The organism is Neisseria sp. P0020.S003 (assembly GCF_051957095.1).
GTDB classification, from domain to species: Bacteria; Pseudomonadota; Gammaproteobacteria; order Burkholderiales; family Neisseriaceae; genus Neisseria; species Neisseria subflava.
Map to the genome: position 1 here is coordinate 1 of NZ_JBQCWU010000028.1, position 16260 is coordinate 16260.

At 47.6% G+C, this 16260-nt stretch carries 14 protein-coding genes, 1 tRNA gene and 1 pseudogene; 7 read left to right on the forward strand and 9 right to left on the reverse strand.

Translation table 11 applies throughout. The features are described 5' to 3' along the window. Nucleotides 1–445: 445 nt before the first annotated feature. Nucleotides 446–1363, forward strand: a complete 918-nt coding sequence (gene thrB / locus ACTHTQ_RS10715) for a homoserine kinase (protein WP_070630383.1) — start codon at nucleotides 446–448, stop codon at nucleotides 1361–1363. A gap of 42 nt (nucleotides 1364–1405) precedes the next feature. Here thrB and ACTHTQ_RS10720 read toward each other — a convergent pair whose 3' ends face one another. From ACTHTQ_RS10720 to ACTHTQ_RS10735, 4 genes are all read right to left on the reverse strand, one after another. Further along, the gene (locus ACTHTQ_RS10720) at nucleotides 1406–2932 is read right to left on the reverse strand and encodes a DHA2 family efflux MFS transporter permease subunit (RefSeq protein ID WP_440363909.1); all 1527 of its coding nucleotides are present in this window, start codon (nucleotides 2930–2932) and stop codon (nucleotides 1406–1408) included. A gap of 100 nt (nucleotides 2933–3032) precedes the next feature. Next, the gene (locus ACTHTQ_RS10725) at nucleotides 3033–4223 is read right to left on the reverse strand and encodes an HlyD family secretion protein (RefSeq protein ID WP_440363910.1); all 1191 of its coding nucleotides are present in this window, start codon (nucleotides 4221–4223) and stop codon (nucleotides 3033–3035) included. 225 nt (nucleotides 4224–4448) lie between these two features. Beyond that, complete coding sequence (locus ACTHTQ_RS10730) at nucleotides 4449–5855, reverse strand: efflux transporter outer membrane subunit (protein WP_440363911.1); 1407 nt, start codon at nucleotides 5853–5855, stop codon at nucleotides 4449–4451. Between the two features lie 49 nt (nucleotides 5856–5904). Beyond that, nucleotides 5905–6399, reverse strand: coding sequence for a MarR family transcriptional regulator (locus ACTHTQ_RS10735; RefSeq protein ID WP_004521040.1), 495 nt, complete (start codon nucleotides 6397–6399; stop codon nucleotides 5905–5907). Between the two features lie 291 nt (nucleotides 6400–6690). On the opposite strand from ACTHTQ_RS10735, the gene ACTHTQ_RS10740 reads away from it, so the two are divergent. Continuing rightward, entirely contained in the window at nucleotides 6691–7572 is an 882-nt protein-coding gene (locus ACTHTQ_RS10740; protein ID WP_440363912.1) for a prephenate dehydrogenase, read from the forward strand. 107 nt (nucleotides 7573–7679) lie between these two features. Here ACTHTQ_RS10740 and hisD read toward each other — a convergent pair whose 3' ends face one another. From hisD to ACTHTQ_RS10760, 4 genes are all read right to left on the reverse strand, one after another. Beyond that, entirely contained in the window at nucleotides 7680–8972 is a 1293-nt protein-coding gene (hisD, locus tag ACTHTQ_RS10745) for a histidinol dehydrogenase (RefSeq protein ID WP_440363913.1), read from the reverse strand. 71 nt (nucleotides 8973–9043) lie between these two features. Continuing rightward, nucleotides 9044–9769, reverse strand: coding sequence for an oxygen-insensitive NADPH nitroreductase (nfsA, locus tag ACTHTQ_RS10750; protein ID WP_440363914.1), 726 nt, complete (start codon nucleotides 9767–9769; stop codon nucleotides 9044–9046). A gap of 48 nt (nucleotides 9770–9817) precedes the next feature. Beyond that, nucleotides 9818–10471: an ATP phosphoribosyltransferase gene (hisG, locus tag ACTHTQ_RS10755; protein WP_070814280.1), complete on the reverse strand. Its 654-nt coding sequence runs from the start codon at nucleotides 10469–10471 to the stop codon at nucleotides 9818–9820. An 82-nt stretch (nucleotides 10472–10553) separates the two neighbouring features. Then, the gene (locus tag ACTHTQ_RS10760) at nucleotides 10554–11216 is read right to left on the reverse strand and encodes an SCO family protein (protein ID WP_003680035.1); all 663 of its coding nucleotides are present in this window, start codon (nucleotides 11214–11216) and stop codon (nucleotides 10554–10556) included. A gap of 284 nt (nucleotides 11217–11500) precedes the next feature. Here ACTHTQ_RS10760 and ACTHTQ_RS10765 point away from each other — a divergent pair. The 5 genes from ACTHTQ_RS10765 (at nucleotide 11501) to ilvC (ending at nucleotide 15638) form a co-directional block, all read left to right on the forward strand. Then, a tRNA-Leu gene (locus ACTHTQ_RS10765) sits at nucleotides 11501–11585 on the forward strand. Between the two features lie 388 nt (nucleotides 11586–11973). Then, the gene (gene ilvB / locus ACTHTQ_RS10770; RefSeq protein ID WP_049329575.1) at nucleotides 11974–13701 is read left to right on the forward strand and encodes a biosynthetic-type acetolactate synthase large subunit; all 1728 of its coding nucleotides are present in this window, start codon (nucleotides 11974–11976) and stop codon (nucleotides 13699–13701) included. A gap of 10 nt (nucleotides 13702–13711) precedes the next feature. Continuing rightward, complete coding sequence (gene ilvN / locus ACTHTQ_RS10775; protein ID WP_440363915.1) at nucleotides 13712–14203, forward strand: acetolactate synthase small subunit; 492 nt, start codon at nucleotides 13712–13714, stop codon at nucleotides 14201–14203. 66 nt (nucleotides 14204–14269) lie between these two features. Then, nucleotides 14270–14563 (forward strand): putative quinol monooxygenase, encoded by a 294-nt coding sequence (locus tag ACTHTQ_RS10780; RefSeq protein ID WP_049329574.1) that lies wholly within the window; start codon nucleotides 14270–14272, stop codon nucleotides 14561–14563. Between the two features lie 61 nt (nucleotides 14564–14624). Then, a complete protein-coding gene (gene ilvC, locus ACTHTQ_RS10785; RefSeq protein WP_003680040.1) occupies nucleotides 14625–15638 on the forward strand; it encodes a ketol-acid reductoisomerase in 1014 nt (337 codons plus the stop codon). A 479-nt stretch (nucleotides 15639–16117) separates the two neighbouring features. Here ilvC and ACTHTQ_RS10790 read toward each other — a convergent pair. Continuing rightward, nucleotides 16118–16260, reverse strand: a pseudogene (locus tag ACTHTQ_RS10790) (IS481 family transposase); the annotation flags it as partial.

Consider the following 16260-nt stretch of genomic DNA (forward strand, 5'->3'; position numbering starts at 1 on the left):
AACAGTGTGAGGTCCAATGCACTCACACTTATCGGTAATCTGTTTTTTAAAGAGCGAATCGAATTATACAGTACATTTAGCAAATGTCAACCAAAATTATCGAAAATTTCAACCAACTGTGTTATACCGTCTGCTTCGTTTTCTTCACCGCGTCAGCAGCGAAGAACCGAACTATACGCCTCACAACAAAACCAGTCAACACCTTTCTCGAAATTATTTTCAGAAAATTAATCACAGACATGTTTTAAAAGGGTTTTTATTTTATAAAAAACTCCAACAACCTTTCTACACTATCCAAACATACAAAAAAAATACAAAACAAAGGCCGTCTGAATTGCTCTTTCAGACGGCCTTTTGAATTTAACCCTCGCTTTAATTTATATTGTTGGCGCTTGTTTTTTGGTATGATGTTTCCTTGATTTTTTATATCAGCCTCGAGTTTGCTATGTCTGTCTATACCAGTGTTTCCGACGCTCAAATGCGTGATTTTCTACTGCAATATGATTTGGGAGATTTTGTTTCTTTGCAGGGGATTGCTCAAGGAATTACTAATAGTAATTATTTTTTAACTACTTCAACCGGTCGTTATGTATTGACTGTTTTTGAGGTTTTAAAATCAGAGGAACTGCCTTTCTTTTTAGAACTCAACCAGCATTTAAGTCTGAATGGTGTTGCCTGCGCTGCTCCGATTGCTCGTAAAGATGGCGGACTGCATTCTATTTTGGCCGGAAAACCGGCTTGTTTGGTTACTTGTTTGAATGGTTCTGATACTGGCTGGCCAACTGAAGCTCAATGCTTCCATACCGGTGCTATGCTGGCCAAAATGCATTTAGCCGGTCAAGACTTTCCTTTAAAAATGAAAAATCCTCGTTATGATGACTGGTGGCATGATGCCTGTACTCAGTTGCTACCTGTTTTAGATTCCGAAGATGCCGCACTGCTTCAATCTGAAATTGCTGCTTTAGATAAAAATCTAGGAGAGCATTTGCCTTCCGGTATTATCCATGCCGATCTATTCAAGGACAATGTATTGCTTAATGGAGATGAAGTTTCCGGCTTTATCGATTTCTATTATGCGTGTAACGGTAATTTCATGTACGACCTGGCAATTGCGGTTAACGATTGGGCACGAACAGCTGATAACAAATTAGACCCTATCCTTTATGATGCCTTTATCCATGGCTATGAAAGCGTACGTCCATTATCTGATGAAGAACGCGCGTATTTCCCTACTGCACAAAGAGCCGGATGTATTCGTTTCTGGGTATCTCGCCTACTTGATTTCCATTTCCCTCAATCAGGAGAAATGACGTTTATTAAAGATCCGAATGCATTTAGGGATCTGCTATTGAGTCTTAAATAATATATAGATAAAAGGCCGTCTGAAATTCAGACGGCCTTTTATCTAATGCCCTCCCCCGCCTGAACCGCTAAACGGAGGTCTTGCCAGCCAAATAATGGGGATCATGCTGATGAATATGATACTGCCTGCCAAGAAGATTTCATTTGAGCCAATAATAAAGCCTTGTTGGGAAATGGTGCTATCTATCGCCACTAAAGCCTGCTCCTTGCTTAAACCATTGGCCATCATGCCTTGAATAGATTGGTTGCTGATTGAAGACAATAAATTAACATGTTCGGTCAGTTGAGTATGGTGCAGAGCTTCGCGTCGTTCCCACATGGTGCTGACAACAGATACTCCGACACCGCCCATAAAGACACGCAAGAAGTTAGACAAGCTACTGGCCGAGGCAATTTGATTGCCTTTCATATGCGACAAGGTAATACTGGTCAAAGGCAGGAAGAACATGGCTACGCCTAAACCCTGCCAAAACTGCGGCCAAACGACGTTGCTCATATCCATACCAGCATAGAAATCGGTGCGCCAATGGAATGTGTAAGCAAAAACCAAGAAGCTGGCACTGACAAACAGGCGCATATCGACGCGATTACCAAACTTACCGATAATCGGCGACAGAATAATCGGCAGGAAGCCCACCGGTGCAGCAGCCAAACCGGCCCAAGTAGCGGTATAGCCGAGATTTGATTGCAACACCAAAGGCAGCAGGGTCAATGTGCCCATATAGACCATGAAACCCAAGGATGTCGCAACAACGCCTATCGTAAAATTTCTATTTTTAAACAATGACAAATCAACAATCGGGTATTTCTCGCCCAGCTCCCAAACAATAAAATAGGTTAGAAACACCAAAGCGGTAACGCCCAAAACGATAATCTCTCCCGAGGCAAACCAATCCAACTCTTTGCCCCTATCAAGCATCATTTGCAACGCACCGATACCGACAATCATCAACACCAGCCCGACATAATCAATCGGCGCCCTGACGATTTCGGTTTCCCTGTGTCTAAGCTGTTTCCAAGCAATGGAGGCGGATAAAACCCCGATTGGGATATTGATAAAGAAAATCCATCCCCAATGCCAGTTGTCCGAAATCCAACCGCCTAGAATCGGTCCCAACACAGGGGCAACGACAACAGTCATCGCCCATAAGGCCAATGCCAATGTTCGTTTTTCAGGCGGATAGGAAGCCATCAGAAGACTTTGGGACAAGGGAATCAAAGGCCCGGCGATAAAGCCTTGCAACACTCGGAAAAAAACCAAGGCTTGAAGATTATGCGCCATACCGCACAGCCATGACGTTACGACAAACCCGATCACAGCGGCGATAAAGATTTTGACCTCGCCAAAACGCTTGGCTAAAAAACCTGTCAAGGGAACAGAAATGGCATTGGCTACGGCAAATGAGGTAATCACCCAAGTTCCCTGCGTGGTAGCCGCACCTAAATTCCCTGCAATAACAGGCACGGCGACGTTGGCGATGGTGCTGTCCAAGACTTCCATAAATACGGCCAAGCTGAGCGCCAAAGTTGCCAACACCAGCTTAAACCCTTGTAACGGCGGATAATTCATATTTTTAAACTATAAGACAACCGCCAAAGCGGTCGATTGAAGAGAATCAATATTTCAGACGGCCTGAGCCTTCAAAAAAGACTCAGGCCGTCTGAAAAGATTATTTTGCGTATTGCTCGAAGATTTTATCGACTAAGGCATCGGCGGCTTTCCAATCCACACTTTCCGTTTCCGGCAAGGCAGTATTTCGTTCCGCTTCGGCAGTCATGGCTTTACCACTACCCTTCTCGGCAATATCGACTTTAACAGTCATCGACAAACCGACACGGAGCGGATTTTGTTGCAATTCTTTGGCATCCAAACTGATGCGCACCGGCACGCGTTGTACGACTTTAATCCAGTTGCCCGTTGCATTTTGCGCCGGCAGCAACGAGAACGCACTGCCTGTACCAGCCGACAAGCCCATGACCTTGCCATGGTAAACCACTTTACTGCCGTACAAATCGGCTGTCATCTCCACGGGTTGGCCGATTTTCATTTTACGCAGTTGCGATTCTTTAAAGTTGGCATCCACCCACAATTCAGACAGAGGCACAACGGCCATCATCGGCGTACCTTGCGCGATACGTTGGCCGACTTGGACATTGCGTTTGGCAATTTGGCCGCTGATCGGAGAACGGATTTTCGTACGTTGCAAATTCAGCCAAGCGTCTTTGATGTGGCTGATGGCCGTCTGAACCGCTGGTTGTTGGCGCAGAGGAATATTGCTACCCAACGCTGCCTGAGCGGAAACTTCTTCTGCCTCAACCGCTTTCAATGCAGCCTGAGCCTGAACCACAGCGGCGCGAGCATGGCTGAGTTCTTCGCCGGAAACCGCTTCCGTACCCGCCAAAGATTCGCGGCGGCGCAAATCGGCTTGCGCACGGGCCAGATCGGCTTTACGCAACAACACTTGCGCTTTGGCTTTTGAATTGACCGCAGTTTGCTGCTTGTTTTGACGGATGGCCTGAATCAATTCATTTTGCGCACGATCGTATGCCAGCTGAAAATCGCTATCGTCCAAAGCCACCAAAACATCGCCTTTTTTCACGACGTCCGTATCGTCATACATGACCTTGCGAACCGTGCCGTTTACCTGCGGCGTAATCATTACCAGATGACCGGCCACATAAGCATCTTCCGTTTCTTCTTCATGCTGCCAAAACAAGAAATACGCCAAAGCGAATCCGGCCGCCGTAATAAGGAATAGAAGTGTAACGATAACCAAATTGCGTTTGCGATGCGTCTTAGCGCCGGAAGCGGCTACTTCCGTTTCATTTTGGACATTATTTTTTTCTGATTGAGTATCCATAAGTCCCAACTTTAAATTCTGCACATGTGATAACGATATTATTGTCTTGTCGGGTAGCTGACTTATACCATCAGCCCCCAATACGCGCGTTTAACGCGCTAAAGGGTCATATTTTATAGTTACACTCTATTCATTACAATAATTTCTTCCGGTAGCAAATGTAAATAAGGTAAGCAAAAGGCCGTCTGAAATCCCTTTCAGACGGCCTGCCGTTTGATAAAACGTTTATTTCTTATTTAATTTAAAGCCTCCGCCCAACTGGGCATTGAGGTTACTCCAAGCTGTCAGATATTCTGCATGGTATTGGACTGCCGACATTTTCGTACGCACAGCTTCGTCTTGTTTTTGCAAAGCGGTCAAGCCGTTATCCAAGCCTGCACGAACACGTCCTTTCGCATTTTGTACAGATTTATCTGCAATATTGACCATCTTACTCCAAGTATCTTGTCGGCTTTTCAGGCTTTGATAGTCCACGACGGCATCTGCCGCCGCACGCATGGCGTTCAAAACAGTTTGGTCGTACACGGCAACCTGCTCATTATATTGGGCACGTTTGCCCGCCAATTTGGATTGCAGTGCACCGGAAGTAAACAATGGCAGATTCAAAGCCGGAACGATGCCCAACATACCGGAAGTCCGTCCGCGAATCAGATTGAACGCATCAATGTGCGTCATACCTGCCAAAACTTTCAACTCAATATTCGGATAAAACTCTGCTTCGGTTGATTTGACGATATGCCATTTCTCTTCAAGCAAGGCTTTTTGTGCCGCGATATCGGGGCGGGCCGCCAGCAAGTCCGCTTCAATACGGTTAACAGGCAATGACGGCACAGCGGCCATTTTTTCCGGAACCTGTCCATTCAATGCACCCGGTACACGGCCGGTCAATACTGCCAGACTGTTGCGGATTTTCTCGTTTTTCTGAGTCCATGCCGATTTTTCAAGCTGCAATTGTTGTTGCGCCATTTCCAGAGCGTGCAACGCATCGGCAGGAGCCAGTTGCGCTTTAACGCGTTGTTGCATCAGTTTCAATGCTTTATCCGCCAACTCTATGCGCGTATCCAGCAGCGCCAGTTGTTCTGTCGCCATCTGCCACGCAAAATATTGTGCGGCTACGGCATGAGCCAGCTCGGTGCGGATGTGCTGCGCCTCATAAACCGCAGCCCGGCTTTTTCCCAAAACGGCTTGAATCTGCTCTCGGTTTTTACCCCAAAAGTCAAAAACCAAGCTGCCTTGCAAGGCTGCGTTCGCCAAAACCAATGTATGGTCGGTATCGACCATACCGGCTTGAGGTTTGGGTGAAACATAAGCACCCAGACCTGTAACACCCAAGCCGATTTGAGGTTTATTTGCGGCCCCTACAACTCCCAGCTGCGCCTGAGCCTGCTCAAACCTTGCTTTGACAACACGCAGATTGGTAGATGTCTGAATGGCGGAAGCAATCAAATTGTTTAATTTTTGATCTTTCAGCTTCATCCACCAGCCGTCTTGGGCAGCAGCGGCAGATTGGCCTTGCGGCAGCGGATAGGCTGTTGTCTCATCCAAAGGCGACTGTTTACCGAAGGGCGCACATGCCGCCAACAGCGAAACTGCGGCAACGCATACGCTTGATTTGACCAAACCTAATTTCATATAGACTCCGTTTATGTGTGCCTGCCGCAGACCATCAGGCCGTCTGTTGTCAATTGCCCAAACGGTTCAACAGTTTACCTAATAGGTGTTGCAGCGTATCATAATCCTCTTTCGTGAAATCTTCCCACGCCTGACCGCTCTGACGGGCAATTTGCGGCCATACTTCGTGGATGAAGGTCTCACCTGAAGGGGTCAATTTTAGCACAATCTGACGGCGGTCTTTTTGATTGATATAACGCTCTACCCAGCCGCGCTCAACCATGTCGTCCGACAGGCGTGTCGCACTGGTACGCGTCAAGTCCATCAGGTCGCTCAAGCGCGAAGGCAGGATTTCGCTATTTGGGCTGACGTAAACCGCCATCAGGGAAAACCACAGGTTTTCATTGATGCCGAACGCTTTCAGGTTTTCGTTCAAATGGCTGCTCAAACGTTCGGTTACAATGCGCAACATGCGGGATACTTGGTTTTGCTGCTCTGGAAACTGCGGCAGACGGGTAGAAAGCAAACGCATTGCGTTGACTAATTCGGTTTGTGAAAAACTCATAAATTCCTTCTTTCTGAGTGAATTATTTTATTCGATATCAATCAAAATATGATGTAATAATTTACTTTAAGATACCAATCACTTACTTTAAGACGTTATACTGATTCAGATGATTATTTTAGTGTATGAAAATCTGATAATCGGTTACATGCTCCTACTAAACGGGGTTTTCTATGCCTAAATCATGAAAATTCGACCATAAAAAGGCCGTCTGAAACCTTGATGACAACTTTTCAGACGGCCTCCATAACGGATTAAAATAAGCTTTTCCACTTGTACCGGATTCAAACCATGAACACTTCCGCCTTTTTCCCCCATATCACCCTTATCGGCGTCGGTTTAATCGGCGGATCGTTCATGCTCGACCTCAAACGCTTGGGACTGGTGCAAACCGTTACCGGCATCGACACCAATGCCGACAACCTCAATTACGCACTCGAATGCGGCATCATCGACCATGCCTATCCGAATATTTGCGCCGAAAGCATTAGCAATGCCGATTTGGTTTTGATTGCCACGCCTGTCTCCGTCCTGCCTGACGTATGCCGCGACATCAAGCCCTTCTTAAAAGACACTGCCTGCGTTTCCGATGTCGGCAGCACCAAACAATCGGCACTCAATGCCTTCCGCACCCACTTATCCGACCGCCTGGCGCAATGTTTTGCTGCCCACCCGATAGCTGGATCGGATCAAAGCGGAGCAAAATCCGCGCGTTGCGGTTTGTTTCAAAACAGCCGCCTTATCATTACGCCACACGGCCAAGAGGCTTCAGACGGCCTGAGACGGCTGAAAAGCCTGTGGCAGGCAGTTGGTTCGCAAATTTCCACCATGAGCGCCGAAGAACACGACAATATTTTTGCCGCCGTTTCCCACTTGCCGCACTTGGCCGCCTTTGCCTATGTCCACGCTTTGGTTGACCATCCGCACGGCAAAGACTACCTCCCCTATGCCGCCACCGGCTTTCGCGACTTTACCCGCATTGCCTCCAGCCATCCTGCCGTTTGGACAGACATCTGCATGGCCAACCGCCCTGCCCTGCTCAAACTGACAAGCGATTTGAAAGAGCAATTATCCAAATTGGAACAGCTCCTTTCAGACGGCAACAAAACCGAGCTTTACCGCTATTTTGAAGAAGCCGCACAAATGCGTAATGACTGGCTAAAAAACCGTTAAACCTGTTTTCAGACGGCCTGATACCTTCTCAGCTAAAATCTTCATCACAATAAAAAGGGCATCTGTTTAAATGCCCTTTTAGATTTCTTACGACTTCAACGTTTCACTCAGTCTTTCAAACGGAACTCAGCCGCTCTGGCGTGCGCGGTCAAGCTTTCGCCATGCGCCAACACGCTGGCGGTTTTGCCCAACTTCTGCGCCCCTTGTTCTGAAACCTGAATCAGACTGGAGCGTTTTTGGAAGTCATATGTTCCCAAAGGAGAAGAGAAACGCGCCGTGCGGCTGGTCGGCAAAACGTGGTTGGGCCCTGCGCAATAGTCGCCAAGGCTTTCACTGGTATAGCGTCCCATGAAAATCGCACCGGCGTGGCGGATTTTTTTCGCCCACTCTTGCGGATTCTCAACCGACAGTTCTAAGTGTTCGGGAGAAATATAGTTGGCGATTTCGCAGGCTTCATCTAAATCTTTAGCCAAAATCATTGCGCCGCGGTTGCCCAATGAAGCTTCAATAATCGCACGGCGCGGCATGGTTTCGATCAAGCGGTTCATGGCCGTCTGAACTTCGTCCAAATACGATTGAGAAGTACCGATCAAAATCGCTTGTGCAATTTCATCGTGTTCCGCCTGACTGAACAAATCCATGGCCACCCAATCGGCAGGCGTCGTACCATCGGCAATCACCAAAATTTCAGACGGCCCTGCCACCATATCAATACCGACCACGCCGAACACGCGTCGTTTTGCCGCAGCGACAAAAGCATTGCCCGGGCCGGTAATCTTATCGACTTGAAGCACAGATTCCGTACCATAGGCTAAAGCCGCAACCGCCTGCGCGCCGCCGACCGTAAACACTTTGGTTACACCAGCCACAAAAGCAGCTGCCAACACGATATCGTTGCGCTCGCCTTTCGGAGTGGGAACGACCATGATGATTTCTTTCACGCCGGCAACATGGGCAGGCATGGCGTTCATGATGACGGAACTCGGATAAGCGGCTTTACCGCCCGGAACATAAATACCGACACGGTCAAGCGGCATAATCTGTTGACCCAAAAGCGTGCCGTCTTCGTCTTCGTAAGTCCACGACTCCATTTTTTGGTGTTTATGGTAGCTTTCCACACGTCGCGCGGCCGTTTTCAAGGCCGTCTGAATGTTTTCGGGCAAACGCTCAAACGCAGACTGCAAATCGTCTTGCGTCAGGATTAAATCATCGATGGTTTGAGCGGATGTACCGTCAAAACGGTTGGTGTATTCAATCAGCGCCGCATCGCCACGTTTTTGAACATCGGCACAGATGTCGGCAACAATACGGTCGATTTCAGGGTTTTGCGCGGTTTCAAAAGCGAGTAACGCTTTAAGTTCGGCTTGAAAATCAGGGGATTGGGTGTCGAGTTTCTTCATGGTTTGCTCTCTTCCTTTTTTCGTTCCTATTGTTTTCAGACGGCCTCAGCCACACACATGCCGTCTGAACATTATCTTTTCAAAAAACCTTTTTTCTGCAAAAACGCCAACATATGCGGCCGCACAGGATTGCCCAAAGTTTTGGCCAGCGATTCCTTCCAAGGTATCGGACTTCCCTTGCGTAACTCATAATAATCCGCTACTGCCTGATTATAGGCTTCAACCGCATCGGCATTCAGGCTCGGACAGGCGTTTTCGGCATAGACCATTTCCTTAGGCAGGCGCGGTTTGAGCGGCGGGTCTTGGTCGGGATAACCGAGACACAATCCCACCAAAGGCACGCAATAATCCGGCAGGTTCAATACGTCCAACACTTTTTGCGCATCATTGCGCAACGCGCCAATATACACGCCGCCCAGCCCAAGCGATTCGGCGGCAAGCAATACGTTTTGCGCCATAATGCCTGCATCGACCGCGCCAATCAGGGTTACTTCCGCCCAATCAATTTGCGCATCGGGAAACATTGCCTTGTGTTTGGAAAAATCGATGCAAAACAATAAAAATTCCGCACAATGGACAATATAAGGCGCACTCCCTGCCGCTTCATGTATCCCCTGCCTCAGCGCAAGGTCGGATACGCGGATGATGGAAACGCATTGCAGGTTGTTGGAGGTCGAAGCCTGTTGTCCGGCGCGAACCAGCGTATCGAGCATTTCATCGGTAATCAGTTCTGAAGTAAACCTGCGGATGGAACGATGGGAAAGAATCGTATCGAGTGTCGGTTTACTTTGCATCATGACGGGGCTTTCAAACTGGGTTGGCAGACAGTTTTTGCCAAAAACTTTTCAGACGGCCTTAGCGGCATTTTCAAATGCCTGAATAATCGGATTCAACAGCGCATATTTGGTTTTCAACGCCGCTTTGTTGACCACCAAGCGGCTGGAAATATCGGCCACATGTTCTACAGCTTCCAAACCATTGGCCTTCAATGTATTGCCGCTGGAAACCAAATCGACAATCGCGTCGCTCAAACCGACCAAAGGCGCAAGCTCCATCGAACCGTACAGTTTGATGATGTCCACATGCACACCCTTGTCGGCAAAGTGTTCGGCGGCGATGTCGGGATATTTGGTGGCAATCCGCAAGCGGCTGCCGGGTTTGGAAGCGGCGGCGTAATCAAAACCTTTTTTAACTGCAACCATCATGCGGCATGAGGCGATGTGCAAATCCAAAGGTTGATACAGGCCATCTCCGCCATGCTCGATCAACACATCCTTACCGGCAATACCGAAATCCGCCGCACCATATTGCACATAAGTCGGCACATCGGTCGCGCGCACAATCACCAAACGGATATTGTCATGATTCGTACCAATAATCAGCTTGCGCGATTTTTCCGGCTCTTCTGCAGGCACAATACCGGCGGCGGCCAACAGCGGCAGGGTTTCCTCAAAAATTCGTCCCTTGGATAAAGCAACCGTTAAAAGTGTGTCGGTCATTTTGTTCTTCTCCTTTGCCGTATCAAAAACAAGAAGGCCGTCTGAAATCCACAACCCATTTCAGACGGCCTCAACTACGTTTTTACAATAAAGTTTTCACATCAGCCGCAATCGTTTCCGGCTCGCTGCCATAAGGCGAGAAAATCGCCACTTCACCGTTTTTATCAATCAAATATGCACCTGAAGAGTGGTCGACCAAATAGTTTTCGCTGTCTTCTTTTTGGTTGACTTTAGCCGATACCACACGGTATTGCTGTTTGATGACAGGCAGGCTTTGATCGCCGGTTGCCGTCAGGCCGATAAAATCAGGGTTGAACTGTTTGGCGTATTTGCCGATTACCTCAGGCGTATCGCGCTCAGGGTCGATGCTGACAAATACTACTTTCACGTCTTTAGCCTGATCGCCCAATTGTTTCAACGTGTCGCTGTAAGTCAGCAACTCGGTTGGGCATACATCAGGACAGTGGGTATAACCGAAAGACAGGATAACCACTTTACCTTTCAAGTCGCTCAGGCTGAAAGGTTTGCCATCGCCATCGGTCAATGTGAAATCGCCGCCAATGTCTTCTTTGCGCATATCGGTACCGCGAGCTTGCACTTTGGGCGCAGACTCACCGGAAGCAGCAGGCGCAGCAGAAGCGGCAGGTGTCGAAGAAGCCTCTTTGGCCTCCTCTTTAGGCTGACAAGCAGCTAGAGCAGCCAACGCAAAAGCACTGAGTAGGAAAGTTCGTGTAACGGAAAGCATAAATTTTCTCCAAAACCGTTTCAAATAAGTGCGGCCAAATAACTGCCCGGCCGATATAAAAACAAAACATCTTCATATTAACGCGTTTGACACATTAAATATAGCCCTTTTTGCAGGTAAATACTGCTTTTTTTGTTTTAAAAATCTGCCTTCCATTTAGATAGTCATCAAACGCAAAAAGTTTAATTCATTAAAAATCAAACAAATATAAAAATAATCCAATTTTTTTTCAATTATTGCTTTACAAGATTCGAGAACTCGCTATAATGACGACTTCTTCGCTAGCCCAGGTGGCGAAATTGGTAGACGCAGGGGACTCAAAATCCCCCGCCGCAAGGTGTGTCGGTTCGAGTCCGACCCTGGGCACCAAATTAAAAAACCTCTTGATTCGATCAAGAGGTTTTTTGCTATTTATCATTTGCAAAAACCTTCTCCTTACTCAAACTGTCAACAATCCACCCACATCAAACTCAATAAAACTGTTTTTTTATTTCTTTAAAATCAAAAGATAATCTATTTTTATTCCTTAAACGTTAAAAGATGAAAGATTTTGTCTTGCTTGTACAGTCGGATTGCGTTATCGTTTCTACTCTTTTTCACAAACTCTGTGTTTCTTCCCAATTGCTTGGATAGTCTGACTGTCATCGTATTCCCTCAGTGCGCGTACCCTAAATCGCTGCTTGGTGGAATTGCATTACAGGTGCTGTGGTGAGGCGGATTGTTCCTATTGGTTTGAAACCATATAAAAGAGGTCAATATGCAATTATCTGGCGCACAAATCATCGTGCAAAGTCTCAAAGCCGAAGGTGTCGAGTATGTATTCGGCTATCCGGGCGGCGCGGTTATCGAAATCTACGATGCCCTTTTCCAACTCAATAAATTCAAGCACATCCTGGTTCGCCACGAGCAGGCAGCCGTACATGCGGCAGATGCCTATGCCCGTGTCAGCGGCAAAGTCGGCGTTGCTTTGGTAACTTCCGGCCCAGGCGTAACCAATGCGCTGACCGGCATCGCCACCGCTTACAGCGACTCCATTCCATTAGTAGTCATCAGCGGCCAGGTGGGCAACTCCCTCATCGGGACAGACGCATTCCAAGAAGTGGATACAGTCGGCATTACCCGCCCTTGTGTCAAACACAATTTCTTGGTAACCAATATCGCTGAGTTGGCAGACACCATCAAAAAAGCTTTCCAAATCGCCGCAAGCGGCCGTCCGGGTCCCGTTGTTGTCGATGTTCCTAAAGATGTCACCCAAGCAATGGCTAAATTCAGCTATCCGCAAGAAGACATCTTCATCCGCTCTTACCAACCGGTTGTACAAGGCCACATCGGTCAAATCAAAAAAGCCGTACAAATGCTGGCTTCCGCCAAACGCCCTATTGTTTACTTCGGCGGCGGCGTGGTTTTGGGCAATGCCTCTGAGGAAATGACCAAATTCGTCCGCATGATCGGCGCTCCTTGTACCGGTACATTGATGGGCTTGGGTGCATACCCTTCCAGCGACCGCCAATTCTTGGGCATGCTGGGTATGCACGGCACTTACGAAGCCAACCTCGCCATGCAGAATGCAGACGTTGTACTGGCAATCGGTGCGCGCTTCGATGACCGCGTGATTTCCGTACCGTCCAAATTCTTTGAAAAAGCCAAAAAAATTATTCATATTGACGTTGACCCGTCCAGCATTGCCAAACGCGTCAAAGTGGATATCCCGATTGTCGGCGACGTAAAAAACGTATTGTCTGAAATGATTCAATTGTGGGGCAAGCAAGAATCTGCACCTGCAGCCGACTCATTGGATAAATGGTGGAAAAGCATTGAAGAATGGCGTTCGCGCAACTGCCTGTGGTTTGATAATGAAAGCGAAATCATCAAACCGCAATACGTCATTCAAAAACTAGCCGAAATCACCAATAATTCTGCCATCATCACCTCCGACGTCGGTCAACACCAAATGTTTACCGCTCAATATTACCCATTCGAGCGTCCTCGCCAATGGCTCAATTCCGGCGGTTTAGGCACAATGGGCGTCGGCTTGCCATATGCCATCGGTGCGAAACTGGCTGCTCCTGATCAAGATGTATTCTGTATCACCGGCGAAGGCTCGATTCAGATGAACATCCAAGAGCTGTCCACCTGCTTCCAATACCGCGTTCCGGTGAACGTCGTTACCCTGAACAACGGCTATCTCGGCATGGTTCGCCAATGGCAGGAACTGTATTACGGCAACCGCGAATCGGAAACCTATTTCGATTCCCTGCCCGATTTCGTCAAACTGGCTGAAGCATACGGACACATTGGCATCCGTGTGGACAAAAAATCCGATGTTGAAGGCGCGCTTTTGGAAGCAGTCAAACAAAAAGACCGTTTGGTATTTATGGACTTCTTGACCGACAAGAAACAAAACGTGCTGCCCATGGTCGGCAACGGCAAAGGCTTGGACGAGATGGTTCTGCCGCCGCATATGCGCGAAACATTGTCAGCGTAAGGAGAGAAAAATGCGACATATCTTATCTATTCTGATGGAAAACGAATCAGGTGCGATGAGCCGTGTGGTAGGTTTGTTCTCCGCACGCGATTACAATATCGACTCCTTGGCTGTTGCACCAACCGAAGACAAAACCTTGTCTCGCATGACCATCGTTACCCATGGCGACGAACACGTTATCGAGCAAATCACCAAACAGCTCAACAAACTGATTGAAGTTATCAAAGTGGTCGATTTGAACGAAAGCCGTTTTGTCGAACGCGAGCTGATGTTGGTAAAAGTCCGCTCCGTCGGCAAAGACCGCGACGAATTCCTGCGATTGACCGAAATCTACCGTGGCAGCGTCATTGACGTAACAGATCGCAGCTACACCATCGAAATCACAGGTTCTACCGAAAAACTCGACTCTTTCCTCGAAACAGTCGGTCGTGCTCAAATTTTGGAAACCGTACGCACAGGCGCAGCCGGTATCGGCCGTGGCGAGCGTATTTTGAAAATTTAACGCTGTATCGTTCAGACGGCCTTTTACATTCCACAAAGGCCGTCTGAAAAACAGTAGGAGACAAATATGTCAAGCATCCAAATCGTTGCATTAGTTACCGTCAAACCCGAATACACCGAGGCTCTGGCTGCCCAGTTTAAAGACTTGGTCAAAGCCAGCCGTGCAGAAGAAGGCAACATCAGCTACGACCTGCACCAAGAAATCGGCAAACCCAACCGTTTCGTATTCGTAGAAAGCTGGAAATCCCAAGCAGCTATTGACGAACACAATGCCAGCGAACATTTCCAAAACTTCGTCAAATCCATCGAAGGAAAAACCGAAGCATTGGAAATCGTCTTGATGAACCAAGTCCCCGCTTAAACCCCTATTACTTTTAACTCAACCCGGATTATCCGGAACCCTCTTACACTAAGGAAATAAAATGCAAGTTTATTACGATAAAGACGCTGACCTTTCTCTGATCAAAGGCAAAACCGTTGCCATCATCGGTTACGGTTCACAAGGTCACGCACACGCAGCAAACCTGAAAGATTCCGGCGTAAATGTCGTAATCGGTCTGCGCCAAGGCGGCTCTTGGAAAAAAGCCGAAGCAGCCGGCCACGACGTGCGCACCGTTGCTGAAGCAACCAAAGCAGCCGACGTTGTAATGATTCTGTTGCCTGACGAAAACCAACCTATCGTATACAAAAACGAAATCGAGCCTAACTTGAAAGAAGGCGCAGTATTGGCGTTTGCCCACGGCTTCAACGTACACTACAACCAAATCGTACCTCGCGCCGACCTCGACGTTATCATGATCGCCCCTAAAGGCCCAGGCCACACCGTACGCAGCGAATTCCTGAAAGGCGGCGGCGTACCTTCCCTGATCGCCGTTTACCAAGATAAAAGTGGCAAAGCCAAAGACATCGCCCTGTCTTACGCAGCAGCCAACGGCGGCACTAAAGGCGGCGTAATCGAAACCAACTTCCGCGAAGAAACCGAAACCGACCTCTTCGGCGAACAAGCCGTATTGTGCGGCGGTGTGGTCGAGTTGATTAAAACCGGCTTCGAAACCCTGACCGAAGCAGGCTACGCGCCCGAAATGGCCTATTTCGAGTGTCTGCACGAAATGAAGCTCATCGTTGACCTGATTTACGAAGGCGGCATCGCCAACATGAACTACTCCATTTCCAACAACGCGGAGTACGGCGAATACGTTACCGGCGTGGAAGTTATCAACGATAAATCGCGCGAGGCCATGCGCAACGCCTTGAAACGCATCCAAACCGGCGAATACGCCAAAATGTTCATCCAAGAAGGTGCCGTCAACTACGCCAGCATGACTGCCCGCCGCCGCCTGACTGCCGACCACCAAATCGAAAAAGTTGGCGCACAACTGCGTTCTATGATGCCTTGGATCGCTAAAAACAAACTGGTTGACCAAGACAAAAACTAATCTGTCTTTCAAGCAAATGAAACCTGCCTGATCACTCAGGCAGGTTTTTATAATTTTAAAACCCAATACACTATAAGAGACCTTTGCAATAACATAGGTTACTAAAATTTTATGCTCAATCTCATTTTCAAAATGCAAAACTTTTCTGATTTTTCCTACTTTTTGCTCAATATTAGGAAGGTTTTAGGCAATTGAAAATTTTTTGGCGCATTTTTATGCATCAAATTTCGTTAACAGACTATTTTTGCAAAGGTCTCTATAAATCTCACTCAACAAGGCCGTCTGAAAACAATATAAACAACATTTAAACTCCAAACTCAATAAGCCGTCTTTTATGGTTCGCCTAAAATTTCCTTTTAGAAAAACATATTACGAAATAAACAACTATTTTCCATACCTACTCTGTCTGTAAAAAACAACGTTTCCCAACAAAATACGCCTAAAACAAGAGGAAAATTTGTTTTCTTAAGCCATAACCTGTAGGAAAACGTTGCATTGTTTACACCACAGGTTGAGAATGAAGCCTGCAAGACCTCAAACGGCGTATCGCCGTTCAAACTGCGGTGCGGCTTCACAGTGTTATAGAAATTAACAAAGCGGCACAACTCCTTTCGCCGGTGTT